Annotated in this window: 25 protein-coding genes; 10 read left to right on the forward strand and 15 right to left on the reverse strand. The window is 49.6% G+C overall.

Annotated features, from left to right (window positions below; translation table 11 throughout):
* Nucleotides 1-2: 2 nt before the first annotated feature.
* From KCG55_RS08750 to KCG55_RS08775, 6 genes are all read right to left on the reverse strand, one after another.
* A complete protein-coding gene (locus KCG55_RS08750; protein WP_254322789.1) occupies nucleotides 3-425 on the reverse strand; it encodes a DUF2846 domain-containing protein in 423 nt (140 codons plus the stop codon).
* 62 nt (nucleotides 426-487) lie between these two features.
* Nucleotides 488-1,027: a hypothetical protein gene (locus KCG55_RS08755; RefSeq protein WP_254322790.1), complete on the reverse strand. Its 540-nt coding sequence runs from the start codon at nucleotides 1,025-1,027 to the stop codon at nucleotides 488-490.
* Nucleotides 1,028-1,099: 72 nt separating this feature from the next.
* A complete protein-coding gene (locus KCG55_RS08760; protein WP_003680823.1) occupies nucleotides 1,100-1,348 on the reverse strand; it encodes an acyl carrier protein in 249 nt (82 codons plus the stop codon).
* A 12-nt stretch (nucleotides 1,349-1,360) separates the two neighbouring features.
* Complete coding sequence (locus KCG55_RS08765; protein WP_003680822.1) at nucleotides 1,361-1,621, reverse strand: phosphopantetheine-binding protein; 261 nt, start codon at nucleotides 1,619-1,621, stop codon at nucleotides 1,361-1,363.
* On the reverse strand, nucleotides 1,618-2,376 hold the full coding sequence (locus KCG55_RS08770; protein WP_003746415.1) for a lysophospholipid acyltransferase family protein: 759 nt from the start codon (nucleotides 2,374-2,376) through the stop codon (nucleotides 1,618-1,620). The genes KCG55_RS08765 and KCG55_RS08770 overlap by 4 nt, the downstream gene beginning before the upstream one ends.
* Nucleotides 2,373-3,134, reverse strand: a complete 762-nt coding sequence (locus KCG55_RS08775; protein ID WP_254322791.1) for a beta-ketoacyl synthase chain length factor — start codon at nucleotides 3,132-3,134, stop codon at nucleotides 2,373-2,375. Before KCG55_RS08775 ends, KCG55_RS08770 begins: the two co-directional genes overlap by 4 nt.
* Nucleotides 3,135-3,244: 110 nt before the next feature.
* Here KCG55_RS08775 and KCG55_RS08780 point away from each other — a divergent pair, with 110 nt between their 5' ends.
* From KCG55_RS08780 to KCG55_RS08790, 3 genes are all read left to right on the forward strand, one after another.
* Nucleotides 3,245-3,733 (forward strand): thioester dehydrase, encoded by a 489-nt coding sequence (locus KCG55_RS08780; protein WP_254322792.1) that lies wholly within the window; start codon nucleotides 3,245-3,247, stop codon nucleotides 3,731-3,733.
* Nucleotides 3,734-3,798: 65 nt separating this feature from the next.
* Nucleotides 3,799-4,527, forward strand: coding sequence for a 3-oxoacyl-ACP reductase FabG (fabG, locus tag KCG55_RS08785; protein WP_250580203.1), 729 nt, complete (start codon nucleotides 3,799-3,801; stop codon nucleotides 4,525-4,527).
* A complete protein-coding gene (locus tag KCG55_RS08790) occupies nucleotides 4,521-5,756 on the forward strand; it encodes a beta-ketoacyl-ACP synthase (RefSeq protein ID WP_250580201.1) in 1,236 nt (411 codons plus the stop codon). The genes fabG and KCG55_RS08790 overlap by 7 nt, the downstream gene beginning before the upstream one ends.
* A gap of 94 nt (nucleotides 5,757-5,850) precedes the next feature.
* On the opposite strand, the gene KCG55_RS08795 is transcribed toward KCG55_RS08790, so the two are convergent.
* The 6 genes from KCG55_RS08795 to rluD form a co-directional block, all read right to left on the reverse strand.
* Nucleotides 5,851-6,375, reverse strand: a complete 525-nt coding sequence (locus KCG55_RS08795) for an RDD family protein (RefSeq protein WP_004519927.1) — start codon at nucleotides 6,373-6,375, stop codon at nucleotides 5,851-5,853.
* Nucleotides 6,376-6,466: 91 nt separating this feature from the next.
* On the reverse strand, nucleotides 6,467-6,886 hold the full coding sequence (locus tag KCG55_RS08800; RefSeq protein ID WP_003746427.1) for a hypothetical protein: 420 nt from the start codon (nucleotides 6,884-6,886) through the stop codon (nucleotides 6,467-6,469).
* 146 nt (nucleotides 6,887-7,032) lie between these two features.
* Nucleotides 7,033-8,034, reverse strand: a complete 1,002-nt coding sequence (gene holA / locus KCG55_RS08805) for a DNA polymerase III subunit delta (RefSeq protein WP_254322793.1) — start codon at nucleotides 8,032-8,034, stop codon at nucleotides 7,033-7,035.
* On the reverse strand, nucleotides 8,034-8,513 hold the full coding sequence (gene lptE / locus KCG55_RS08810; protein ID WP_254322794.1) for an LPS assembly lipoprotein LptE: 480 nt from the start codon (nucleotides 8,511-8,513) through the stop codon (nucleotides 8,034-8,036). Before lptE ends, holA begins: the two co-directional genes overlap by 1 nt.
* A gap of 121 nt (nucleotides 8,514-8,634) precedes the next feature.
* A complete protein-coding gene (pgeF, locus tag KCG55_RS08815) occupies nucleotides 8,635-9,405 on the reverse strand; it encodes a peptidoglycan editing factor PgeF (RefSeq protein WP_254322795.1) in 771 nt (256 codons plus the stop codon).
* Nucleotides 9,406-9,485: 80 nt separating this feature from the next.
* Nucleotides 9,486-10,610: a 23S rRNA pseudouridine(1911/1915/1917) synthase RluD gene (gene rluD / locus KCG55_RS08820; protein ID WP_254322796.1), complete on the reverse strand. Its 1,125-nt coding sequence runs from the start codon at nucleotides 10,608-10,610 to the stop codon at nucleotides 9,486-9,488.
* Here rluD and KCG55_RS08825 point away from each other — a divergent pair.
* The 6 genes from KCG55_RS08825 (at nucleotide 10,609) to pflA (ending at nucleotide 18,537) form a co-directional block, all read left to right on the forward strand.
* Nucleotides 10,609-11,412 carry an outer membrane protein assembly factor BamD gene (locus KCG55_RS08825; protein WP_004519923.1) on the forward strand — a complete coding sequence of 268 codons (804 nt, stop codon included), beginning with the start codon at nucleotides 10,609-10,611 and terminating at the stop codon, nucleotides 11,410-11,412. The genes rluD and KCG55_RS08825 overlap by 2 nt on opposite strands.
* A gap of 322 nt (nucleotides 11,413-11,734) precedes the next feature.
* Nucleotides 11,735-12,892, forward strand: a complete 1,158-nt coding sequence (locus tag KCG55_RS08830) for an ATP phosphoribosyltransferase regulatory subunit (RefSeq protein ID WP_250580191.1) — start codon at nucleotides 11,735-11,737, stop codon at nucleotides 12,890-12,892.
* A gap of 43 nt (nucleotides 12,893-12,935) precedes the next feature.
* On the forward strand, nucleotides 12,936-14,234 hold the full coding sequence (locus tag KCG55_RS08835; protein ID WP_070585699.1) for an adenylosuccinate synthase: 1,299 nt from the start codon (nucleotides 12,936-12,938) through the stop codon (nucleotides 14,232-14,234).
* A gap of 299 nt (nucleotides 14,235-14,533) precedes the next feature.
* Entirely contained in the window at nucleotides 14,534-16,819 is a 2,286-nt protein-coding gene (gene pflB / locus KCG55_RS08840; RefSeq protein WP_254322797.1) for a formate C-acetyltransferase, read from the forward strand.
* A 145-nt stretch (nucleotides 16,820-16,964) separates the two neighbouring features.
* Complete coding sequence (locus KCG55_RS08845) at nucleotides 16,965-17,366, forward strand: DUF596 domain-containing protein (protein ID WP_432761061.1); 402 nt, start codon at nucleotides 16,965-16,967, stop codon at nucleotides 17,364-17,366.
* A gap of 358 nt (nucleotides 17,367-17,724) precedes the next feature.
* Nucleotides 17,725-18,537 (forward strand): pyruvate formate lyase 1-activating protein, encoded by an 813-nt coding sequence (gene pflA, locus KCG55_RS08850; RefSeq protein WP_254322799.1) that lies wholly within the window; start codon nucleotides 17,725-17,727, stop codon nucleotides 18,535-18,537.
* Nucleotides 18,538-18,603: 66 nt separating this feature from the next.
* Here the strand turns inward: pflA and KCG55_RS08855 are convergent, their stop codons facing one another.
* Nucleotides 18,604-20,316 (reverse strand): proline--tRNA ligase, encoded by a 1,713-nt coding sequence (locus tag KCG55_RS08855; RefSeq protein ID WP_254322800.1) that lies wholly within the window; start codon nucleotides 20,314-20,316, stop codon nucleotides 18,604-18,606.
* Nucleotides 20,317-20,815: 499 nt separating this feature from the next.
* Here KCG55_RS08855 and fghA point away from each other — a divergent pair, with 499 nt between their 5' ends.
* A complete protein-coding gene (fghA, locus tag KCG55_RS08860; RefSeq protein ID WP_254322801.1) occupies nucleotides 20,816-21,664 on the forward strand; it encodes an S-formylglutathione hydrolase in 849 nt (282 codons plus the stop codon).
* Between the two features lie 94 nt (nucleotides 21,665-21,758).
* Here the strand turns inward: fghA and recA are convergent, their stop codons facing one another.
* Together recA and aroA are read right to left on the reverse strand one after the other, a co-directional pair.
* Entirely contained in the window at nucleotides 21,759-22,805 is a 1,047-nt protein-coding gene (recA, locus tag KCG55_RS08865) for a recombinase RecA (RefSeq protein ID WP_049322198.1), read from the reverse strand.
* 147 nt (nucleotides 22,806-22,952) lie between these two features.
* Entirely contained in the window at nucleotides 22,953-24,245 is a 1,293-nt protein-coding gene (aroA, locus tag KCG55_RS08870) for a 3-phosphoshikimate 1-carboxyvinyltransferase (RefSeq protein ID WP_254322802.1), read from the reverse strand.
* Between the last annotated feature and the right edge of the window lie 141 nt (nucleotides 24,246-24,386).

Here is a 24,386-nt window from a genome sequence, read left to right on the forward strand (position 1 = left end):
AGTTATTTTTGTCTTGTAAACATATGTTGGAAGTTTGAACTAATACTAATTCTGTATTCTCTATTTTCTCCTGCTTTTAGATTCACATCTTGCGTCAATTGAGTATTGGGACATAATCCCCCTCCAGTTGATGCACCAAGAAAATATTCACCAGGCTCAAGCGCAATAGTTAAATATTGATTTTGTTGAATACTGAAAATTTTTTTATTATTTAGAGTAATATCGTATGAGCATGCTGCACCGGTAAAGCCGGCATCTCGAAGTATTGTGATATTTCCTTTTGATGGGTCATCATTCTGTTTAACTATATTTTTTTCATAAATTAGATGTTCAGGAACGATGCTTCCATTACTTACTGTAATTGGAGTTGTTGAGCAAGCCGTAATAATCAGTATTGATGTCGTAGATAATATAGTTTTCAGCATTATGTTCTCCAATGTAGAAATAAGGTTAAGTATATATTTTAGTTGATAATTTTAGAGATAGATTAAACCTTCAAAACCAATTTCCGATAAATCCACTCTCCGGCAAATAAGATTCCCATTAACACATACGACACGATGCCTGTATAAGCCGCCCACCAATCGTAATATTGCAAGCCTGCCAAAATGGCGGCGGTTGCGCCGTTGAAGATAAAGAACGCGCACCAGATTCGCGTAACGCGTCGAGTGTGGTGCACACCTTCGGGCGGCAGGTCAGGGTGTTGCAGTCGGGCGATGCGTTCGATGACGGTTTGTTTGGCAAATAGGCTGCCACCGAAAACGGCAAGCATCAGCGCGTTGACGGCGACGGGATACCAATACATCGAGTCAGGCCGTCTGAAAACCAGTACCGCCGCAAAAAAAGCGGCAAGGATAATCGCCGTAATGCGTTGGGCTGCAGTTTGCGACATGGCGGCGCGTATCAGCCATAACACACACATGACCGCGGCAAGCCAGAAAAATGCGCCGTTTTCCCTGCCGTAATACCATATGAGCGGATAGGCGAGGCTGGCAAGGGTCAGTAGGAGTTTTCCTAGTATTTTCATGGTCGCGATTGATTTTCAGACGGCCTTGCCGATTGACAAGGCCGTCTGAAAATATGCTGATTCAAAGCGGAATCAGGAATCTTGTTGTACTTTCAAAACCGCTTGAACCACGTCTTCTACGGTACGCACATTGCGGAAGTCTTCGGCTTGCAGTTTGCGGCCGGTTTCGCGTTTGATGTGGTCGATAAGGTCGATGGCGTCGATGCTGTCGATTTCCAAATCTTCGTAGAGGTTGGTTTCGGGTTTGATGCGTTCCGGTTCGATTTCAAACAGGTTAACCAGTGCATCGGTCAGCAGGGTGCGTACTTCTTGTTCGGTCATCTTCTTTCTCCCTTATGCTTGGCGGCTCTTGACGAACTCGGCCAGAGTTTTGACGTTGGCGAAGTTTTCGCGCAGGTTGTCGTTTTCACCATCGAGCTGGAAGCCGAAGGTTTTTTGTACGGCCAAACCAAGTTCCAATGCATCAACCGAATCCAGACCCAGGCCGTCGTCGCCGAAAAGCGGATCTTCGCTGCCGATGTCGGCAACGGTAATGTCTTCCAGACCTAAGCTGTCGATGATTAATTGTTTGATTTGGTTTTCTAAATTGCTCATGTGGTTTTCCTTGTAAAATAGTCTTGCAGGTATTCGTTTAAACGTCGTGCGGCGATGGGCAGGGGTTTTTCTGCCAGCCATTCTTCCGGCAGTATGTCATCGCCGACGGTAATTTCATAATGAATTTTTTGTGGCGGGATTTTGTACCACGGTTGCCCCTTTTTAAAATTGGGCGGCGTCATCTTGATGCACACGGGTGTGATGACTGATGCACTGCGCAAACCGAGCGATACGGCGCCGCGGTGCATTTTAACCTGTCCGTCCCAACCTGTGCGCGTGCCTTCGGGGAAAATCAGCATACTTTGCCCGCTTTTGAACACGGCGTCGATTTCTTCCAACATTTCCATGCTTTCGTCGTTGGGAATGTAGCCTGAAGCGATAATTTGGCTTTTCATGCTGGGGTTGTGCAACAGGTCTTTTTTGACCAACACGTTCGGGTCGGGGAAGTGGCTGATCAGTAAAACAACATCCAAAAGCGAGGGATGGTTGGCAAGGATGAGCTGACCGGGTCTGCCGAGTTTTTCCAGGCCGTTGAAGCGGACGCTCAATACGCCTGACCATTGCAGGTAGCCGACAAAGAAACGCCAAACTTTGCCTATCATGCGTCTTGCTTCAAGTTGGCGCTTGATGTCGCCTTTGGTCGATTTGAGCGTATAGGGCAAAAGTGCGATTTTGAACAATACGCCTGCAACGCCGAAGAGGATGAAGCCGAAGAGTGTGGCAAAAAAGCGACGGAAATAGTCTAAAGTTTTCATGCGTTTTTCTGCCAGTGCCAGTTTCTACCGGCATAATGTTGCGTATGTTGTCGGCCGTCTGAAAGCAGGAAGCGTACCCACTCCAAGCTGCTCCAATAGGGCTCGACTATTGTATCGTTAGGGTTTTCAGACGGCCTTGCGGATGTGGTTTCCAAGCTTAAGGTATAGTCTTTGCCCTTTGTAATCACCAGTGCCAATGCATAGGCAAACGGCGCACGTGTAGCTAGGACGGGATAGTCTTCGGACAAAGGATCATCGGCAACAATCACTAAAACGGATGGCGCGCCGTCTTGTAAAAGCGCAAATGCCTCGGTCAGCGCGGTTTCAAAGGAATCGGCAGCAACGGCCAACGCGGTATGCTCACTCATGTCTTTGCGCAACATCGACCATTGCCCAATCGTCGCGTTGTGAACGGACAGGCCGAATGAGGTCGGCGACACGGTATGCGTGTTCAAAAGCTCTTGCCACAATTCAAAGCTGCGGTTGCTTTCGCCGTCGTGCGAAACGTACACCGGGACGCTTTCAGGATATTGGTCGGCCAGATTCCATGCGGCATCGCAAACCAAGCGTGCCGCTTTTCCCAGGCGGCGGCGTTGCATTGGCGGTAAAAAGGAGAGCGCGGGTTTGCACTCCGGCATTGAGGCGGTATCGAGTTTTCCCTGCGCCCAGTCCTGCCATTGCTCCGGCGTACTGATTTTGCTGGAGGAGGCCTGCCATGCGGCGATATTGAAGCTGAAACGGCAAACGTTTTGAGGCATGATGTCTTTCAATGTTTTACATTTTCATACATTGTAATGAAATGGGTTAGTAAAAGCTAGGCTCTGTTATAATGCATATTGTAACGTAATTTATTCCCGGATGACATTTTATGCCTTCAATACCGAGTGCCCCGATTTATGATGTGGCTCCACTGCTTCCGCACAGCGGACATATGGTGCTTATCGACTGTGTGAAAGAATTTGGCGATGACTATACGGTTTGCCGTGCGCCGGTTGGTGATAAGCATATTTTGCTGCAGGACGGCGTGTTGCCGTCTATGGCTTATATGGAATTGATGGCACAGGGCATAGGCGCTTTCGCAGGCATTGAGGCTTTAAAGGCCGGAGAGCCTGTCCGTTTGGGTTTTTTATTGGGAACGCGCAAGCTGGATTTGTTTGCCGATTCCGTGCCTGTCGGTACTGAGCTGGAGGTCAGGGCGCATGTGTCCATTCAGGATTTGGGCGGTATGGGCGTATTTGATTGCGAGTTGCGCTGGACGGATGCACCGGAAGATGTGAAGCATCTGTTGCCGCCGGACGGTTTGCTGGCAGAAGCTTCTTTAAATGTGTACAGTCCGAAAGACGGTCAAATCATTTAAACCGTTTACAAGGCCGTCTGAAAAGACAAAGATTCAGACGGCCTGTCGATATAGTGAGAAAACGTATGAGTGAAACTATTTTAATTACAGGATCTAATCGCGGTATCGGCAAAGCCGTCGCGCTTGGTTTGGCGCAGGACGGCTTTGATATTGTCGTCCACTGCCGCAGCCGCCGTGATGAAGCGGAAGCTGTAGCGGAAGAAATCCGTGCGTTGGGTAGAAATGCGCGCGTGTTGCAGTTTGACGTATCCGACCGCGAAGCATGCCGTGAAATTTTGACTGCCGACATTGAGGCAAACGGCACATATTACGGCGTAGTATTGAACGCCGGTCTGACGCGCGACAATGCCTTCCCCGCGTTTTCAGACGACGATTGGGATTTGGTGCTGCGTACCAATTTGGACGGTTTTTATAATGTGTTGCACCCTTTGACCATGCCGATGATCCGTCGCCGCAAAGCAGGACGGATTGTGTGTATGGCGTCGGTGTCCGGTTTGACGGGCAACCGCGGTCAGGTCAATTACAGCGCGTCCAAAGCGGGCCTGATCGGCGCGGCAAAGGCCTTGGCGGTTGAGTTGGCAAAACGCAAAATTACCGTCAACTGCGTGGCGCCGGGCCTTATCGATACCGATATTATCGATGAGAACGTGCCTGTTGAAGAAATCTTAAAGGCCGTCCCTGCCGCGCGTATGGGATTGCCCGAGGAAGTAGCGCATGCGGTGCGCTTTTTGATGGATGAAAAAGCGGCGTACATTACGCGCCAAGTGATTGCTGTGAACGGAGGTTTGTGTTGAATACCAGAAGAGTCGTTGTAACAGGTATCGGCGGTATTACCGCCTTCGGCCGTGATTGGCCAAGTATTCAGACGGCCTTTAAAGCTGAAAAAAATGCCGTCAAATACATGGATTGGCGCGGACGCTTTCCTGAATTGGAAGCGCAACTGGGTGCTCCGATTGAAGGCTATTCTCCTCCCGAACACTGGACGCGCAAGCAGCTTAGAAGCATGGGTCGCGTATCGCATTTGTGTGTCGATGCGGCGGAACAAGCCTTGACGGATGCGGGTTTGCTGGGTGATGAAAGCATTACAGACGGCCGTATGGGCGTGGCGTGCGGTTCGTCTGTCGGCAGTACCAAAGACATCGGCGATATGGGCGAACTTTTGCTTACCGGCACATCGCGTAATTTCAACGCCAATACTTATGTGCGTATGATGCCGCATACGACTGCCGCCAATATCGGTATTTTCTTCGGCTTAAAAGGCCGCATTATCCCGACTTCGAGCGCGTGTTCTTCCGGCAGCCAAGGCATTGGTTATGCCTACGAAGCGATTAAATACGGCCTGATTGATATGATGCTGGCCGGCGGCGGCGAAGAGTTTTGTCCGTCCGAAGTGTATGTATTTGATTCGCTTTATGCCGCCAGTCGCCGCAACGGCGAACCTGAGTTGACCCCGCGCCCTTACGACAACGCTCGAGACGGCTTGGTCATCGGCGAAGGTGCAGGCATTTTTGTATTGGAAGAATTAGAACACGCCCGTGCGCGCGGTGCGAAAATCTATGCCGAGCTTGTCGGCTATGGTGCCAACAGCGACGGCAGCCACGTTACCCAACCGCAAAAAGAAACCATGCAAAAATGTATGGAGCTTGCGCTGAAAGACGCCGGTATTACGCCTGATAAAGTCGGCTATGTCAGCGGCCACGGTACAGCGACCGAAAAAGGCGATATTGCCGAAACATTGGCGACTGAGGCAGTGTTTGGTTTTGTGCCGATGAGTTCACAAAAAAGCTATCTCGGACATACACTCGGCGCGTGCGGCGCATTGGAAGCCTGGTTTACCATCGAAATGATGAACAATGGTTGGTTTGCGCCAACTGTCAATTTGGAAAACATCGATCCGCGTTGCGGCAAGGTGGATTATATTCAAACAGGCGGACGTGAGATTCAAACCGATTATGTGGTCAGCAATAACTTTGCTTTTGGCGGCGTCAATACTTCGCTGGTGTTCAAACGTTGGCAAGAATAATCATCGCTTGATTTCATGATTAAAGGCCGTCTGAAACTTATCTTGAGTTTCAGACGGCCTTTATTTCATTTAGGGCTTGAGATGCTTGCGAATTTTATTCGTTTGTTTTCTTCTGATTTAAATCCACCAGCCTTGTTCCAGCCAAGAAGTCGTAGAGGAACTGGCGGTCAGGATGGAACAGGGCGAAGCCCCATGGCAGGATGAGCCAAATAAGCGCGGCGCCGAATGCGCCTTTGGGTGGGATATTGAGCAGATGACGCAATCCAGCGTAGGCAAATAGGGGAATGAAGACAATAAAAATGCTAGCCCAAATAAAGCGCAGGCGCAGTTGTGGTAGGGGCGGCTGGGTATCGTTTTTATCGGCTAAACCGATCTTCCATGTCTGCATGGCGAGGGTTTGGCCTTTTTTGTGCCAGTTGGCGCGAAAGTAGAGCCACCATGCGTAGAACAAAATCAGACAGGTTGTCAGCATGGACAGGCGCGTAGAAATGGGATTGAGAAAGATGGCGACAATGCCGGCTGCAAGGGCGGCAATGCTGGTAACGGCGCCGGTCAGCAGAAGTTCGTAAACCAATGCGGCGAGGCGGCGTTTGAGTGGGGCGGTAGGAAGACGGGTCATAATGCGATGGAAACGGAAATGGGTTTGATGGAAATAAAAACAGGCCGTCTGAAACGGGATAGGATGTTCAGACGGCCTGTTACTGTCGGGATTAGCGATGTGGACGTTTTTGACCGCGTGCCTGTTGGGCAGCCATTTGGTTCATTTCCTGACGGGTTGGACGTTTTTTGAAGATGGCGTGCGCTTCGTCAACGGAACATTTTTGTGACAGGCAAACCAAGGTAATCGCGTCTTTTTGATGTTGGCCGCCGCTGTGGTACATGCGGCGCAGGTTGGCTTCATTGATACGGCCTTTTTCCGGATCGATGTCGAATTTTTTCAGGCGCTCGAGGAATTGGCGTTGCTGACGGCGTGAAGTCCAAACGAAACCGCCTGCGGCAGCGGCCACGATGATGACGGCCAACAGGATGGCCAGCGGCCATGAATCGACGATCAGAACGATGATGAGGCTTAATACGGCAGTGGTCAGCAGGGCCAGACCGCCGATGCGAAGTTTGGTTTTATTATCCATATGGTTGGTGTTTCCTTGTTTTTTGCTGGAAGAGGCCGTCTGAAATACGAGGTTCAGACGGCCTGAATTTAAGTTTACGCTATTTTACAGTATTTTCTGTTTTTGGGGCGTATTGCGTGCAAGTTTCTTGATACGTGGCAACGGTTTCAAGCGGCCAGCGAGGTAACGAGTTGTTTGAACTCGGTCCATGCATCGCCTTCTTCCACACCTTTGATGATACGGTCGATTTTGGCGCAGGTTTTGAGCGCGTCAAGCAGGCGGTTGATGGAAATGCGTTTGGCCGCCATCGGTGCAAGGGTCTGCTTGTCGCCCCATAAGCGCAGGCTGTTGCGCAGGCTTTGGATATTTTGGCCTTGTTTGAGTGCGGCAGTCAGGCGGATTAGGGTGCGGATGTCTTCGGCAACCGCCCACAAAAGCAAAACCGGCTCTTCGCCTTCTTCTTCCAAACCGTCCAGTAAACGGGAAACGCGCAGGGCGTCGCCTTTCATCCATGCGCCTGCCAGTTGGAATACGTCGAAGCGGGCGACGGTGGCAACCGCGGCTTCCGCATCATCAATATTGATCAAATGGCCTTGGGGATGGAGCAGGGCGAGTTTTTCGATTTCCTGACGGGCGGCCAAAAGATTGCCTTCGACGCGCTCGGCAAAAAGGGCGAGTGCTTCAGGTTCGATATCCAAACCCTGCTGTTTCAGACGGCCCTGTATCCATTGCGGCAAAGCATGTGGCGCAACGGCTTTGGCTTCTAAGACGATGCCTTTGCCTGCCAATGCGGAAAACCATTTAGACTGGATTTGCGCTTTTTCAAGCTTGGGCAGGAGGATGAGCGTAACCGTATCTTCGGGCAAGCGTTCGGCGAAGGCTTGCAGGGCATCGCCTCCGTTTTTGCCGGGCTTGCCGTTGGGAATGTGGATTTCCAGCAGTTTCAAATCGGCAAACAAACCTGCGCTGCCGGCACTTTGCAACAGCTCGTTCCAGTCAAAATTGTTTTCGGCAGTATAAACTTCGCGGTTGAGATAGCCTTGTTTTTTTGCGGCTGCGCGCAGCGTATCCAAAGCCTCGATGCGCAACAAATCCTCTTCGCCGTGGATGATATACAACGGTTTGAGCAGCGTATCGGGGCGCAGGCTCTCAATGGGCGCGGCAGCCATTATTGCGCTTTCAGGAAAGTCAGGCGGCGGACGATTTGATCTGCGGCGTCGATGCGCATTTCAGACCAAATGGTTTCTTCCTCTTCCTGTTTGCCCAAAACTTCGCTGTCGGCGTAGTCCATGGTGCGGTGAACTTTAACTTCCATCGGTTCGCCAACCGGCTCGCCATTGCGGAAGGTTTGGACTTTAACGGTCATGGCCAGCAGGTATTCGTTGATTGCGGCGGCGCGGGTGATGGTGTAGATGTCGCGGCGTTTTTGAAAGTCGACAACGCGCAGGGTGATTTGTGATTCAGCTTCGCTAACCGGATGGCCGTCGGCACGGCGTAAGGCATTTTCCAGCGCTTTTTGCATGACGGCTCCGCCTTCTACATGCCAGTTTTGATAAGGCAGCGGCTGCGAAGTCACGCCTGTGCCTTTCAGGTGGAAACCGCAAGAGGCAAGCAATAGGACGAGTGCAGGCAATAGGATTTTTTTCATTGGATATTCCTTCGTTGAAACCGGTTACGGTATCGTCGGATTATAACGAATAATGTTTAGGCCGTCTGAAACCGCAAACGGAAAGTATTTCAGACGGCCTTGTCTTTAGATGGCGCAAATCTTATTTTTCCAACCAAATCAGGCTGACCATGCGGCCGGTTTGTCCGTCGCGGCGGTAGGAGAAGAAAGTATCGCGTTCCAAGACGGTGCAATGGGTGCCGCCATAAATCATGTTCACGCCTTCGCGATGCAGAATCATGCGCGCCAAAGCGTAAATGTCGGCAAGGTATTTGCCGCCGCCGATGTCTTCAAACGCATCGACAGCTTCCGGCATGGGGGTGCAAAACGCATCAAATACATCTTGCCCCACCTCAAACGCATCAGGGCCAATGGCAGGGGCGAGATAGGCCATGATTTCCAGCGGCTCGACATTCATTGCCGCAATGGTATTTTGCAAAACGCCGCCGGCCAAACCGCGCCAGCCTGCATGAGCTGCCGCAACGACTGTACCTGCTTTGTCACAAAACAAGACAGGCAGGCAATCGGCAGTCATCGAAGCGCAGGCGACCGTACCCGTCGTATCAACCGAGGCATCGGCGTCAGGCGTATTGCCTAATGCTTCTGCGGCATTTACAACGATGGTGCTGTGGATTTGATTGAGGTAGGCAACGGGCAGGCTGACTTGTTCCTGTACGATTTCGCGGTTGCGGAGCACGGCTTCCAGATTGTCGCCGACGTGTGAGCCGACATTCAGGCTGCGGTACACGCCTTCGCTGACACCGCCGTTGCGCGTGGTAATAAGCGTTTTAACATTGGCAGGGGCAGGCCAGTCGGCAGTCAAAAAATTCTTGCCCTGCGGGGCGAGGTTTAGGGTATCTGTGATGGTTTTCATAATCTTTGAATCGCTGAATATTGGAACGGATTGATTTCAGACGGCCTCAAATAATATTTTAGGCCGTCTGAAAAATGGGTTTAATCCCTTACATAAACGACTTCGACATCGTAGTCGTCTTCATTCCAATCATCGTCATCGTCCATGCCGAATTTTTCTTGCCATTCTTCCTCGTTGCTTAGAGATGAATCCAAACCGGCTTCCAGACGCAGGACGGAAAGCAGGTGGTACATATCGTCAGGTAAAGGTGCTTCAAAGGAAACGGTTTCGCCGGTTTTCGGATGCACAAAGCTCAAGCGGTAAGCATGCAGGGCTTGGCGCGCGCCGAGGGCTTTGATGGCTTCTTTAACCGCATCGCTACATGGATGGCGCAGGTTGCCGTAAACAGGATCGGCGGCCAGCGGATGGTTGGCTTCGCGCATATGGACGCGGATTTGGTGCGTGCGGCCGGTTTCGAGCGAGCATTCGATGTAGCTGTGTGCCAGATAACGTTCCAACACTTTGACGTGGGTAATGGCAGGTTTGCCGCCGAATTTAACGACTGCCATTTTCAGGCGGTTGTGCGGATCGCGGCCGATTTGGGTTTCGATTTTGCCGTCGAAAGGAACAATGCCGTTGGCGACTGCACGGTAAATGCGTTTGACTGTGCGCTCTTGAAGCTGTTGAACCAGTGAGTTTTGCGCCGGCAAGGTTTTGGCGACCACCATTAGACCGCTGGTTTCTTTGTCCAAACGGTGTACGATGCCCGCACGCGGCACTTGGCTTAATTCGGGGCAGTGCGCCAACAAGCCGTTGAGCAGGGTGCCGCTCCAGTTGCCTGCGGCAGGATGGACGACCAGTCCGGCCGGTTTGTTGATGACGATAACGGTATCGTCTTCGTAAATGATGTCCAAATCCATCGGTTCGGGCGTGAACGCGAGGTTTTCTTCGCTCGGACGTACTGTAACGGCAATCAATTCACCGCCTATCATTTTATCTTTGGGTTGCGCGGGCTTATCGTTTACAATAACTGCACCCTCTTTAATCCACGAACTCAGGCGGCTGCGCGAGTAGTCGGGCATGAGTTTGGCCAATACGGAATCCAGCCTTCCGCCTGCCATTTCGAGCGGAACGGTCAAATTAACACAACTTTCTGTTTCAGGGGATGACGGAAAGTCTAAATCATCGCTATAATCGGCTTCGTTATCAAAGGAAGTATTCTGCATGAAAAAAATTCTTTTAGTAGTTTCTTTAGGTTTGGCACTGAGTGCCTGCGCAAATAAAGGCACAATCGATAAAGACGCCCAAATTACTCAAGATTGGAGTGTGGAAAAGCTTTATGCCGAAGCGCAAGACGAATTGAACAGCAACAATTATACGCGAGCTGTCAAGTTATACGAAATTTTAGAATCCCGTTTTCCAAACGGCCGCTATGCCCAGCAGTCCCAGTTGGATACGGCGTATGCCTATTATAAAGACGATGAGCCGGAAAAAGCCTTGGCTGCCATTGCGCGTTTCCAACGCCATCATCCGCAACATCCGAATATGGACTACGCGCTGTACTTGAAAGGTTTGGTCCTGTTTAACGAAGACCAGTCTTTCTTGAACAAGCTGGCTTCCCAAGACTGGTCCGACCGCGACCCGAAAGCCAACCGCGATGCTTATCAGGCGTTTGCCGAGTTGGTTCAACGTTATCCAAACAGCAAATATGCAGCTGATGCAACCGAGCGTATGGCCAAGCTGGTGGACGCTTTGGGCGGTAACGAGATGTCTGTGGCGCGTTATTACATGAAACGCGGTGCTTATGTCGCAGCGGCCAACCGTGCGCAAAAAATCGTCAGCCGTTACCAAAATACCCGTTACGTTGAAGAAGCTTTGGCGATGATGGAACTGGCGTACAAAAAACTGGACAAGCCGCAACTGGCTGCCGATACACGCCGTGTTTTGGAAACTAACTTCCCGCAAAGCCCGTTTTTGCAACACGAATGGCGATCTGACGATATGCCTTGGTGGCGTTACTGGCGCTAAGCGTCGGGTTGTTCAGGCATGAATAAGGCCGTCTGAAAATGATGCAGCTATGCATTTGGTTTTCAGACGGCCTTTGTTTTTAATGTTTTTTTACGTTCTCTGTAAACAGGGTGCAAAATTCGTTTTAATATGGTAAAGTCTGATTTTAATAACTCGACGGTTTGAAGCCGTTACTCAGGGGCTGTTTAAATTTAAAATCAGTTTTGTTGAAGTCGCATCGAATTTACCGTTGATGCATTCAGGAAAATTTCAGTCGTCAGGCTGGTTTGGTTTTAAATTTAAGCAGCCCTTTATGTTTACAAAAAAACAGAGGTAGATTCTCATGAAGTCTTGGCAGCTTCCTGAACACGTCGCCGACGTGTTACCGACCAATGCCCGACAACTGGAAAGCGCCCGTGAGCGGCTATTGGCTTTGTTCCGCGTGCATGGTTATGAATTGGTGCAACCGCCATTGATGGAATACAGCCATTCCTTATTGACACATATCGATGCCGGTTTGTCGTTGAAAACCATTTTGGTCGTCGATCAGCTCAGCGGCCGTCAACTCGGTATCCGCGCGGATATTACGCCGCAGGTGGCACGTATTGATGCCCACTTGCTTTCTGCCAACCAAGGCATCAACCGTTTATGCTATGCCGGTTCGGTGCTTCATGCTCGGCCTGATGGATTGCTCAATATGCGCGAGCCTTTGCAGGCGGGGGCGGAAATGTATGGCTTGGAAGGCATTGAAGCGGATATTGAATTGATTGATTTGATGCTGAAAAGCATGAAGATTGCCGACATGGGCGAAGTTTTGCTTTCGTTGGGTCATATCGGCGTATTTCGTGCTTTGGCAAATGCCGCGCATTTGAATGAGCAGCAATCGGCAACCCTGCTTTCATCGATGCAGGACAAAGATGCTGAGGCCGTCAGCCAGTTGGTCAAAGAGTGGAAACTCGATGGTATGTGGGCAAAAGCGTTTTCACTGTTGCCCCGGCTGTACGGTGGTCGTGAAGTGCTGACTTTGGCTAGAGAGAAATTACCGGAATTGTCCGCAGTCAGTGCGGCCTTGGATGAATTGCAGGCAGTATGCAACGCGTTCCCAAATCAAAAAGTGCATATCGATTTGTCGGAATTGCGCGTTGACAATTACCACACCGGTTTGCTTTACGCGGCTTATGGTTCAAACCGTCATGATGCCGTGGCACGCGGCGGCCGTTATGATGGATTGGGCGGATACTTCGGACGCGCGCGTCCTGCGGCCGGATTCAGTTTTGATTTGCGCAGCTTTATCGGCCGCCTTCCTGCTATCGGACGGGAATCCGTGGTGGCTGTCGATGTAAAAGACATGCCTGCGGCTCAAGAAGCGGTAGATGCTTTGCGCGAACAAGGACAATGTGTCGTTATCGATTACGGTATCGGCTATAACGGTTCGGAAGAGGTTACAGGCCGTCTGAAACAGGTAGACGGCGTTTGGAAAGTAATCGCTTTGAACGATTGAGTTTTATTTTGAAATTTTGTATCTGAAATAAGGTTAGATGGCTATGGCTAAAAATGTTGTCGTAATCGGTGCCCAATGGGGTGATGAAGGCAAAGGTAAGATTGTTGACTGGCTGGCGGAAGAAACCAGCGGTGTTGTACGTTTCCAAGGCGGCCACAATGCCGGCCATACTTTGGTCGTCGGTGGCAAAAAAACCATTTTGCGCCTGATTCCAAGCGGCATTTTGCATGAGACTTTGGACTGTTTCATCGGCTCAGGTGTTGTCGTTTCTCCTGAAGCATTGTTGGGTGAAATCGATGAATTGAACGCTGCCGGTGTGAAAAACGTCGAAGGCCGTCTGAAAATTGCGCCGACCTGTCCATTGATTCTGCCTTACCACATTGCGCTTGACCAAGCACGCGAAGCTTCCCGCGGTAAAAGTAAAATTGGTACAACCGGTCGCGGCATCGGCCCAGCCTATGAAGATAAAGTTGCCCGCCGCGCGATTCGTGTGGTGGACTTGTTGCACCCTGAAAAACTAGTTGAAAAACTGGAAGCCGTTTTGGCTTATTACAATGTTCAGTTGCAACACCTGCACAATGCCGAGCCGGTAAAAGTTGAAGACGTGATGGCGGTCATTGAAAAAGTTGCACCGCGCATTACTCCGATGATTACCGATGTTTCCCGTGTTTTGAACGAGAAAAACCGCAAAGGCGAAAGCCTGTTGTTTGAAGGCGCGCAAGGTACGTTGCTGGACATCGACTACGGTACTTATCCGTTTGTAACTTCCTCCAACTGCTTGGCAGGTGCCGCTTCTGCCGGTGCTGGCGTAGGTCCACAAATGTTGGATTACGTTTTGGGTATCGTTAAAGCCTATACCACCCGCGTGGGTTCCGGTCCATTCCCGACTGAATTGTTTGACGAAGTGGGCGCAGGCTTGGCTGAGCGCGGCCATGAATTCGGTTCTGTAACCGGTCGTGCGCGTCGTTGTGGTTGGTTTGACGCGGCTGCTCTGAAACGCTCTATTCAAGTTAACGGCATTTCCGGCATGTGCATTACCAAGCTGGACGTGATGGACGGTATTGAGAACATCAATATCTGCGTAGGTTATGAATTGCCTGATGGCAGCAAAACCGACATTCTGCCTTGTGGCTCCGATGCGGTAGAAACCTGCAAACCGATTTACGAAACCATGCCGGGTTGGAGCGAGTCGACTTTCGGCGTGAAAGAATATGACAAGCTGCCTGAAAACGCTAAAGCTTATCTGAAACGTATTGAAGAAGTGTGCGGTGCGCCTGTGGCTATTGTTTCAACCGGTCCTGACCGTGAAGAAACCATCGTTTTGCATCATCCGTTTGCTTAATTAAGTGAATAAAAGGCCGTCTGAATGTTTCAGACGGCCTTTTATATGAAATGCAATAAAAATTCAGCCCTGAAGGATGTCTGTCTTCAGGGCTGAATTTTGTATTTTACGCCGTTTTTAAACGCGAGTGTTTGGAAACCGAGATGTAGTGCCAAGTAACAATTATTCTCATTGATGTAAGTCAAGAAAAGGCTAGTCTGTAATTTTATTTCAAGAAAACTCCTGTAAATGGAAGGGTATTAGTGCTATCCTTTCAGAAAATTTACGGTCTATATTTTCAATAAAATTAGGAGCTTGATATGTCAAATGATGTTCAGCAACGTCCAGCCGCTTGGGAAGGTTTTACTGGCGGTAATTGGGAAACCAACGTAGATGTTCGCGATTTTATTCAGAAAAACTACACGCCTTATGAAGGCGATGCCTCTTTCTTGGCACCTGCAACCGAAGCCACAACCAAACTGTGGGCGGACGTATTGGAAGGCATTAAAGTAGAAAACCGTACGCACGAGCCGTACAAAATCGACGCGCAAATCATATCCGGTATTACCAGCCACGCTCCAGGCTACATCAACAAAGATTTGGAAACCATCGTCGGCCTGCAAACAGACGAGCCTTTGAAACGTTCCATCATGCCGTTTGGCGGTTTGAAAATGGTGCAAGACGCGTGCAAAGTGTACAACGTTGAGTTGAACCCTGAAGTCAGCGAAATTTTTACCAAATACCGCAAAACCCATAACCAAGGCGTGTTTGACGTTTACACTCCCGACATCCGTCGTTGCCGTAAATCAGGCGTGATTACCGGTCTGCCGGATGCTTATGGCCGTGGCCGTATTATCGGTGACTACCGTCGTGTTGCATTGTACGGTATCGACTTCTTGATGAAAGATAAACTCAACCAGTTCAACTCACTGCAAGCCGATTTGGAAAACGGTGTGGACTTGGAAGAAGTGATCCGCCGCCGCGAAGAAATCAATGAGCAGTACAAAGCATTGGGCCAAATGAAAGAAATGGCGGCTTCTTACGGCTACGATATTTCCGGTCCTGCAAAAAATGCACAAGAAGCCATCCAATGGACTTACTTCGCCTACCTTGCCGCCGTTAAATCGCAAAACGGCGCCGCCATGTCCTTTGGTCGTGTATCTTCGTTCTTAGACATCTACATCGAGCGCGACCTGAAAAACGGCGTGATTACTGAGACCCAAGCGCAAGAATTTATCGACCATTTGGTGATGAAACTGCGTATGGTTCGTTTCCTGCGTACGCCTGAATACGACCAACTCTTCTCCGGCGACCCAATTTGGGCAACCGAATCCATCGGCGGTATGGGTTTGGACGGCCGCACGCTGGTAACACGTACCAACTTCCGCGTGCTGCACACCCTGTACAACATGGGTCCATCTCCCGAACCGAACATCACCGTGTTGTGGTCAGAACAACTGCCGCAAGGCTTTAAAGAGTTCTGTGCCAAAGTATCCATCGATACTTCATCCATCCAATATGAAAACGACGATTTGATGCGCCCGGACTTCAACAGCGATGACTACGCCATTGCCTGCTGCGTCAGCCCGATGGTTGTCGGCAAACAAATGCAGTTCTTCGGCGCACGCGCCAACTTGGCGAAAACCCTGCTGTACGCAATCAACGGCGGCGTGGACGAGAAATCCAAAGACCAGGTCGGTCCGAAAACCGAACCGATTTTAGACGAAGTCTTGGACTACGACACTGTTTTTGCGCGCATGGACAAATTCATGGATTGGCTGGCAACCCAATACGTTACCGCGCTGAACATCATCCATTACATGCACGACAAATACAGCTACGAAGCTGCGCTGATGGCGCTGCACGACCGCGATGTGAAACGCACTATGGCCTGCGGTATCGCCGGTTTGTCTGTGGCCGCCGACTCGCTGTCTGCCATCAAATACGCCAAAGTCAAACCGATTCGCGATGAAAACGGTATTGCCGTTGACTTTGAAATCGAAGGCGAATACCCACAATTTGGTAACAACGACGACCGCGTGGACGATATTGCCTGCGACTTGGTGGAACGCTTCATGAAAAAAGTGGCAACCCACAAAACTTACCGCAACGCCACCCCGACCCAGTCCGTGTTGACCATTACCTCCAACGTCGTGTACGGCAAAAAAACCGGCAACACGCCGGACGGCCGCCGCGCAGGCGCACCGTTCGGTCCGGGTGCTAACCCGATGCACGGCCGTGACGTCAACGGTGCAGTCGCTTCATTGACTTCCGTAGCCAAACTGCCATTTGAGTTTGCCAAAGACGGTATTTCCTATACCTTCTCCATTATTCCTGGCGCGTTGGGTAAAGACGAGCATTCTCGCGAACGCAACCTTGCCGGTTTGATGGACGGTTATTTCCACCATGAAGACGGTATTTTGGAAGGCGGTCAACACTTGAACGTCAACGTATTGAATCGCGAGACTTTGGAAGATGCGATGCACAATCCGGAGAAATATCCGCAGTTGACCATTCGTGTGTCCGGTTATGCGGTTCGCTTCAACTCGTTGACCCGCGAGCAACAGCTTGACGTGATTACCCGTACGTTCACAGAAACCATGTAAAGCAAAGGGTTTACAGTAAACCAAGCCGGGGGACGGATTATCTGGAACCCGGCTTGATTTTGCCTGAAGCAATGATTTGATAATATAGTGGATTAACTCCAAATCAAGACGACCGAAGCCAGTACAATAGGGAAATAAAATTCAAATGAGAAAATTGAATAATCACGATGTTCATAAACGGTATCAAAATCGTTTAGAAGATGATGTAGAGTTCACTATCAACTATGGGCTTCCTTTGAGTTGTTTGTGGTCGACCATCAAAGACTTTTCCAGCGATTTTGAAGAGAAAACCGAAGCGTTCTTTATTCTTTTCAAAGAGCTGCTGCGCAGAGGTCATCTGAAACTGCAACGCGACGGGCAAATCATCGAGCATACGCCCGAAGAATGGGGGCGGATATTTAGGGAAGTATGGCCTGAATATGAAATCGAACCCAAACCACTTCCCGGCTATGCCCCGTTTGATATTGGAATGTGGCTTACGGTCGAGGCTCCTGCCTACGCCGTATGGATAGATCCCGAAGATGGTAGCGAATACTGGGCGGGATAAAATACCAATGTTTGTAATAAATGCCTGTCTGAAAAACAGCTTCTTCAGACGGGATTTATTCCAATTATCGGTGATATACAGAGTTTTGTACAAGCACAGACCGCTGCCGATTACCTGTTTGCTTTGCTGGGTGCGGTTCTAGGTATCGGTGAAGCGATACAGGCCTATAAAGTAGCGAAAGCGGCAAAAAATTTACAAGGATAGAGTTATCATGAAATCCCGTTTACCTATTTAAAAACAGCCCATAAACTTCTCACAACAGGGAACGCAATGCCCGCACATTAATCCAATAAGAAGAACCCTCTGCAACACAAAAACAAGTTTTCAGACGACCCCAATATCCGGTACATCAGACACCATGCAGACAACCATCGCCATCAATTCCGAAACACCCGCCCCCGCCAAAGACCTCGGACACCGCCACTACAACGGCAAAGGCATCGTCCATTCCGTAGAATCCTGCGGCGCAGTGGACGGTCCGGGTTTGCGCTACGTGCTCTTTTTGCAAGGTTGCCTGATGCGTTGCCTGTATTGCCATAATCGCGATACTTGGGATTTTCATACCGAGCAGGCGCAGGAATTGGATGTGGCAACTGTGATGAAGCAGGTCATGACCTATCGTCATTATCTGCGTGCGACAGGTGGAGGTGTAACGGCAACCGGCGGCGAGCCGTTATTGCAATATGAGTTTGTACGCGATTGGTTTACGGCCTGTCGGGAACACGATATCCATACCTGTCTCGACAGCAATGGCTATGCTTTGCACTATGATTCGATTTTGGATGATTTGCTCGATCATACCAATTTAGTCATGCTCGACTTAAAACAAATCGATCCTGAAATTCATAAAGTGCTTGTCGGTATCCCAAATACCAAAACGCTGAAATTCGCGCGCTATCTTGCCGAACGCAATCAGCCGACGCGGGTACGTTATGTGGTTGTTCCAGGCTATACCGATGATGAGCGTTCAGCGCATTTATTGGGCGAGTTTATCGGTGATATGGAGAATGTCGAAATGGTCGAGCTTTTGCCGTATCACGAATTGGGCGCACATAAATGGGCTTTGTGCGGCGACGAATACAAATTAAAAGGCGTACATCCGCCGCCTAAAGAAACCATTTTGAAAATCAAAGAAATATTAGAGAGTTACGGAAAGAACATCATTTATTAAAATAGGAAAAGGCCGTCTGAAACGAGATAATCAGTTTCAGACGGCCTTTTCATGATTGAAAAAGACTTAAGCGTTCAATGCGGCCAAAACCTTGGCAACAACTTCTGATACCGCAACGGCTTGAGCTTGATTGTCACGGCGTTCGGCATATTCAACATTGCCTTCTTTTAAGGCGCGATCACCGATTACGATGCGGTGAGGAATACCCAACAGCTCGGAGTCATTCAGCAATACGCCCGCACGTTCGTCGCGGTCATCCAACAATACATCCGCACCGGCAGCCAAAAGCTCGGCATAGATTTTGTCAGCGGCTTCGCGTACGGCTTCAGATTTTTTGTAGTTCATCGGCACGATAACGACTTCAAACGGTGCCATTGCTTTGGTCCAAACAATGCCTTTTTCGTCGTTGTTTTGCTCGATGGCGGCGGCAACAACGCGGGTAATACCGATACCGTAGCAGCCCATTTCCATGATTTGGGATTTGCCGTTATTGTCCAAGAAGCTGACATTCATGGCTTGGGTATATTTGTCGCGTAATTGGAAAACGTGGCCGACTTCAATACCGCGCGCCAGTTTCAGACGGCCTTGTTCGTCGGGGCTGATGTCGCCTTCGATGACATTGCGCAAATCGACAAATTCAGGCTCGGCAGCATCGCGGCCGAAGTTGAAGCCGGTATAGTGGTAGTCGTCTTCGTTCGCGCCGATAACCCAGTCTGCACCTTTTTCGGTGGCAAAATCAGCATAGACTTTACCTTTGAAGTTGACAGGGCCGAGAGAGCCTCCATTTGCACCGAGCTGTTCAACAATCGCGGCAGGGCTTGCCATGGTCAGTGGCGATTTCACGCCGGCCAGTTTTTCTGCCTTGATGTCGTTAAATTCATGGTCGCCGCGTAACAGAAGCAGGACGAGTTCGCCTTCGTTTTCGCCTTCAACCACGATGGATTTGAGGGTTTGTTCAACCGGAATATTGAGGAATTCAACCAAAGACTCAATGGTTTTGACGTTTGGCGTATGTACTTTGGTCAACTCGGCCTGAGCAGCAGCGCGTTCGCTTTTAAGCGGCAAAGTCGGTGCCAATTCGATATTGGCGGCGTAATCGGAAGTGTCGCTATATGCAATAACGTCTTCGCCGCTTTCAGCCAATACTTGGAATTCGTGAGAACCGGTACCGCCGATGCTGCCGGTATCTGCAGCAACAGGACGGAATTTCAAACCCAAACGGGTGAAGATACGGCAATAAGCGTCGTACATGTCTTGATAGGTCGTCTGAAGCGAGGCATAGTCGGCATGGAAGGAATAAGCGTCTTTCATGACGAACTCACGCGCACGCATCACACCAAAGCGCGGACGCACTTCATCGCGGAATTTGGTTTGGATGTGGTAAAAGTTTTTCGGCAGTTGTTTGTAGCTGTTGATTTCTTTGCGCACAATGTCGGCAATCACTTCTTCGCAAGTCGGACCCATGCAGAAATCACGGTCATGACGGTCTTTCAGGCGCAGCAGTTCCTTACCGTAAAACTCCCAGCGGCCGGATTCTTGCCACAGTTCGGCAGGTTGTACCACCGGCATCAGCAGCTCCACGCTACCCGCGCGGGCCATTTCTTCGCGCACGATATTTTCAACTTTGCGCAATACGCGCAGGCCCATCGGCATCCAAGTATAAAGACCGGATGCGTTGGCTTTGATCAAGCCGGCACGAATCATCAGCTTGTGGCTGGCAAGTGCGGCTTCGGCAGGGGCTTCTTTAAGGGTAGAAATGAAGAACTGGGAGGCTTTCATGGCGTATTTTTCTTTCTTAAAAATAAGTGCGTATTGTAACGCAAAATGTATGGCCGCGCGTCTTTTGAATGGCATCTGATGAAATCGGCCGTTGTTTCACAGCGCTTTTGATTCGGGGCGATTTTTAGGGATGTCAACCCTAATTTATGCACAAAGCCGCATAACCTTGTTTTACCTATAAATTTTCACTGTATGATTATAGTAAAATCTTATAAATATAACTATTTGATTTTATTATGTTTTATTTGATTAAATTTTAGTCAATCTAAGACTTGGTTTGTTCCTAAAGAAAATTTTACGATTACCCAAAGCTTATCAACAGATTTATCCACAGAGATTGTGTATAGATTTTAAATGCTGTCGGCGTAATGATTTCGCATGATTGGCAAGCCTTGTTTAAAGCAGATTTGGTTGTCTTAAAAAGATGGGCAACAACACGATAGGCAGGTTTTGCGCTAACATTCTGCTTATTGTTGGTTGTTTCCTTACAAGGAATAAAATGAAAAATTCAGAATTGCATTTGCTGGAACGCAGAAAGATGTTTAACGGGCATCAGGAACGGTACCGCCATTTTTCTCAAACCTGCCGGACGGACATGGTATTTGATGTCTATCTGCCGCCACAAGTCTTAAAAGGTTATCCCGCGCCTGTTTTATATTTTCTTTCCGGCTTAAATAGTGATGGTTCTGAATTGGTTCGGCAAAGCGGAATCCAACGTTTTGCGGCGCAATGGAATATTATTGTGGTTTTTCCGGATACCTCGCCACGCGGTCAGCATGTTGCCGACAGTGAGGAACATTATCTTGGACAGGGTGCCGGATTTTATGTCAACGCAACTGAAGCACCTTGGGCGCAGCATTACCAAATGGAAAGCTATATCAGCCAAGAATTGCCTGATTTGATCGAGCATAATTTCCCGGTAACGAAAGAGCGCAGCATTGCAGGTTTCAGTATGGGTGGGCATGGCGCGCTGCATTTGGCTTTGAACTATCCCGGCCGATATGCTGCGGTTTCTGCCTTTGCACCTTTATGTCATCTTATCGATACAGAAGGTGGCAGACAGGCGTTGTCAGCTTATTTGGGCCAAAACATGGAAACATGGAAACGCTATGACAGTACAGAGCTGCTTCAGATCGCCTCGCATAAATTGCCTGTTTTGATTGATGTCGGCAGTGAAGATGCTTTGTATCCTGAAGTTCTGCAACCGGAAGGGTTTGTCCGCTCAGCACGCGAAAAAGGTTTCAATATCCAATATAAAGTACGTCCGGGCTATGGGCATGACTATTTCTTTATTGCCAGCTTTATCGATTCGCATATTGAGTTTCACGCTCAGGCATTAGGGCTTTAAGCAGCATTGAATAAAAGGCCGTCTGAAATCCGATTAATGGTCGGATTTCAGACGGCCTTTATTTGGTCTTTTTAACCTTTAATTTCAAACAGACTTATTCCTCAGGACGTTCACCGTCGGTGTCGTCCAATTTGCCTTCGGTGATATCGACATTGATACCGACTGCCGCACGGATTTTGGCATCAATTTCGTTGGCAACATCAGGATTTTCTTTCAGCCAAACGCGTACATTATCTTTGCCTTGGCCGATTTTTGCGCCGTTGTAGCTGTACCATGCACCGGATTTTTCAACGATGTCGTGTTTGACGCCCAAGTCGATCAATTCGCCTTCCCAGCTGATACCTTCGCCGTAAAGAATATCGAATTCGGCTTGACGGAATGGAGGCGCAACTTTGTTTTTGATGACTTTGACTTTGGTTTCGTTACCAATGACGTCATCGCCTTTTTTAATCTGACCGGTACGGCGGATATCGAGGCGGACGGAGGCGTAGAATTTGAGCGCGTTACCACCGGTCGTGGTTTCAGGGCTGCCGAACATCACGCCGATTTTCATACGGATTTGGTTAATGAAAACAACTAATGTATTGGTGCGTTTGATGTGGCCGGTCAGTTTGCGCAGGGCTTGGCTCATCAGGCGGGCTTGCAGGCCGACGTGGCTGTCGCCCATTTCGCCTTCGATCTCGGCTTTAGGCACAAGTGCGGCTACGGAGTCGACAACAACCATATCGATACCGCCTGAGCGCACCAAGGTATCGCAGATTTCCAATGCCTGTTCGCCGGTATCCGGTTGGGAGAGATAGAGTTCTTCGACTTTTACACCGAGTTTGCGGGCGTAAATCGGGTCAAAAGCATGCTCGGCATCGATGAATGCGCAGATGCCACCATTTTTTTGGCATTGGGCAATGGCTTCGAGACAGAGTGTGGTTTTACCGGAGGATTCCGGGCCGAAAATTTCAACCACGCGGCCGCGGGGCAGACCGCCAACGCCGAGTGCCAAGTCCACGCCGAGGGAGCCGGTGGAAATAACATCAAGGTTTTCTTCCTGTTGGCTGCCGTCCATTTTCATGATGGAGCCTTTGCCGAAGTTTTTTTCGATTTGGGCAAGGGCGGCGGCTAAGGCTTTGCTTTTTTCGTCTGACATGTTTTCTCTCCGAAAGGAAATATGAATTGCTAAGAATTTATTTAGCTATTATCGCATAAATTAAGAAAAAGTATAGTTTTATTTTTATTTTTCAGACGGCCTGTGTTTTTTGTATGCAACAGGCCGTCTGAAACGTTGAATAATCAATCAGTTGGTCAATGATGCAAAAACTTGGAAATAGTCGGGGAAAGTTTTATGCGTACATTTCGGGTCGTTGATGATAATGGGGACGCCCAAAAGCGAAGCCAGCGAGAAACACATGGCCATGCGGTGGTCGTCGTAAGTATCGATGACGGCATCAGGGGTCAGTGTTTCGGGAGGCGTAATATGAATAGCTTCGGCTTCTTCAACGACTTCTGCACCCAGTTTGCGCAGTTCGGTTGCCATGGCGGCGATACGGTCGGTTTCTTTGACGCGCCATGAGCCGATATTACGCAGGGTGCAGGGCTGTTTGGTGGCCAGTGCGACGATGGCCAAGGTCATGGCCGCGTCTGGAATATGGTTGGCATCCAAATCAAAAGCCTGAATCTTACGCTCGGCAGGGCGGGAAATCTCAACAAAATTTTCGCCCCAAATCACATCCGCACCGATTTTTTCCAGTTCACGCGCAAAGGCAACGTCGCCTTGAATGCTGTGTGCGCCGATACCGGTCACGCGGATGGGTGTACCTGCAATCAGGCCTGCGCCTAAGAAGTAAGACGCGCTGGAGGCATCGCCTTCTACATACAAATGTTCGGGCGCATGATATTTGGCACCGGCCGGGATTTTAAATACACGGTAGTCTTCATTGATGATGCCCACACCGAACTGCTCCATCAGCTTGAGCGTAATGTCGATATAAGGTTTGGAAATCAACTCGCCTACCATGTGGATTTCAAATGCTTGTCCGGTCAGGGGCAAAGCCATCAGCAGGGCGGTCAGGAATTGGCTGGAAACATTACCTTTAATCGGAATAACGCGCTCGCCGTTGTCTTGGCGTTTGCCAATCTGAAGCGGCGGATAGTTTTCATTGCCTAAATATTGTACGTCCGCGCCTGCAATGCGCAACGCGTCCACTAAATCGCCGATGGGGCGTTCGTGCATACGCGGTACGCCGTGCAGGTGATAGTCACCGCCCAAAACGGCAAGTGCGGCAGTCAAAGGGCGGAATGCCGTACCGGCGTTGCCTAAAAACAAATCGGCGGTTTGGTTGGGAAAGCGGCCGCCGGTGCAATGAATTTTCAGACGGCCTTCAGGTAAAGATTCAATTTGCACGCCGAGTTTGTCGAGTGCTTCAAGCATTCGGTCGGTATCGTCGGATTTGAGCAAAGAATGGATTTCGCAAACGTTGTCGGAGAGTGCGGCCAAGAGCAGTGTGCGGTTGCTGATGCTTTTGGAACCGGGCAGGGCAACGGTGGAAGGCTTGAGTGTAGAAGCGGGCAGGCGGATGGATTCGGTCATGGCTGTACTAAGCTCGTTTGAATTGTAAATTAGACCGATATTATACGCAGGCAAAGGCCGTCTGAAAAATGAAGAGGGCGCAATTTATTTGTGAAAAAATGAATTTTTATATCGTTACACTATTTTCCAATCGTTTATTTT

Source organism: Neisseria subflava, from assembly GCF_024205745.1.
GTDB classification, from domain to species: domain Bacteria; phylum Pseudomonadota; class Gammaproteobacteria; order Burkholderiales; family Neisseriaceae; genus Neisseria; species Neisseria flavescens_B.

Coding starts and splice junctions, on each gene's coding strand:
- pgeF (WP_254322795.1), bottom strand. CDS start 9,405: ATGAAAACCATCACAGATACCCTAAACCTCGCCCCGCAGGGCAAGAAT.
- rluD (WP_254322796.1), bottom strand. CDS start 10,610: ATGCAGAATACTTCCTTTGATAACGAAGCCGATTATAGCGATGATTTA.
- lptE (WP_254322794.1), bottom strand. CDS start 8,513: ATGAAAAAAATCCTATTGCCTGCACTCGTCCTATTGCTTGCCTCTTGC.
- KCG55_RS08795 (WP_004519927.1), bottom strand. CDS start 6,375: ATGACCCGTCTTCCTACCGCCCCACTCAAACGCCGCCTCGCCGCATTG.
- KCG55_RS08845 (WP_432761061.1), top strand. CDS start 16,965: ATGAGAAAATTGAATAATCACGATGTTCATAAACGGTATCAAAATCGT.
- KCG55_RS08770 (WP_003746415.1), bottom strand. CDS start 2,376: ATGAAAACTTTAGACTATTTCCGTCGCTTTTTTGCCACACTCTTCGGC.
- KCG55_RS08755 (WP_254322790.1), bottom strand. CDS start 1,027: ATGAAAATACTAGGAAAACTCCTACTGACCCTTGCCAGCCTCGCCTAT.
- aroA (WP_254322802.1), bottom strand. CDS start 24,245: ATGACCGAATCCATCCGCCTGCCCGCTTCTACACTCAAGCCTTCCACC.
- KCG55_RS08765 (WP_003680822.1), bottom strand. CDS start 1,621: ATGAGCAATTTAGAAAACCAAATCAAACAATTAATCATCGACAGCTTA.
- recA (WP_049322198.1), bottom strand. CDS start 22,805: ATGTCAGACGAAAAAAGCAAAGCCTTAGCCGCCGCCCTTGCCCAAATC.
- pflA (WP_254322799.1), top strand. CDS start 17,725: ATGCAGACAACCATCGCCATCAATTCCGAAACACCCGCCCCCGCCAAA.
- KCG55_RS08800 (WP_003746427.1), bottom strand. CDS start 6,886: ATGGATAATAAAACCAAACTTCGCATCGGCGGTCTGGCCCTGCTGACC.
- KCG55_RS08830 (WP_250580191.1), top strand. CDS start 11,735: ATGAAGTCTTGGCAGCTTCCTGAACACGTCGCCGACGTGTTACCGACC.
- holA (WP_254322793.1), bottom strand. CDS start 8,034: ATGGCTGCCGCGCCCATTGAGAGCCTGCGCCCCGATACGCTGCTCAAA.
- pflB (WP_254322797.1), top strand. CDS start 14,534: ATGTCAAATGATGTTCAGCAACGTCCAGCCGCTTGGGAAGGTTTTACT.
- KCG55_RS08760 (WP_003680823.1), bottom strand. CDS start 1,348: ATGACCGAACAAGAAGTACGCACCCTGCTGACCGATGCACTGGTTAAC.
- KCG55_RS08775 (WP_254322791.1), bottom strand. CDS start 3,134: ATGCCTCAAAACGTTTGCCGTTTCAGCTTCAATATCGCCGCATGGCAG.
- KCG55_RS08855 (WP_254322800.1), bottom strand. CDS start 20,316: ATGAAAGCCTCCCAGTTCTTCATTTCTACCCTTAAAGAAGCCCCTGCC.
- fghA (WP_254322801.1), top strand. CDS start 20,816: ATGAAAAATTCAGAATTGCATTTGCTGGAACGCAGAAAGATGTTTAAC.
- KCG55_RS08825 (WP_004519923.1), top strand. CDS start 10,609: ATGAAAAAAATTCTTTTAGTAGTTTCTTTAGGTTTGGCACTGAGTGCC.
- KCG55_RS08750 (WP_254322789.1), bottom strand. CDS start 425: ATGCTGAAAACTATATTATCTACGACATCAATACTGATTATTACGGCT.
- fabG (WP_250580203.1), top strand. CDS start 3,799: ATGAGTGAAACTATTTTAATTACAGGATCTAATCGCGGTATCGGCAAA.
- KCG55_RS08780 (WP_254322792.1), top strand. CDS start 3,245: ATGCCTTCAATACCGAGTGCCCCGATTTATGATGTGGCTCCACTGCTT.
- KCG55_RS08835 (WP_070585699.1), top strand. CDS start 12,936: ATGGCTAAAAATGTTGTCGTAATCGGTGCCCAATGGGGTGATGAAGGC.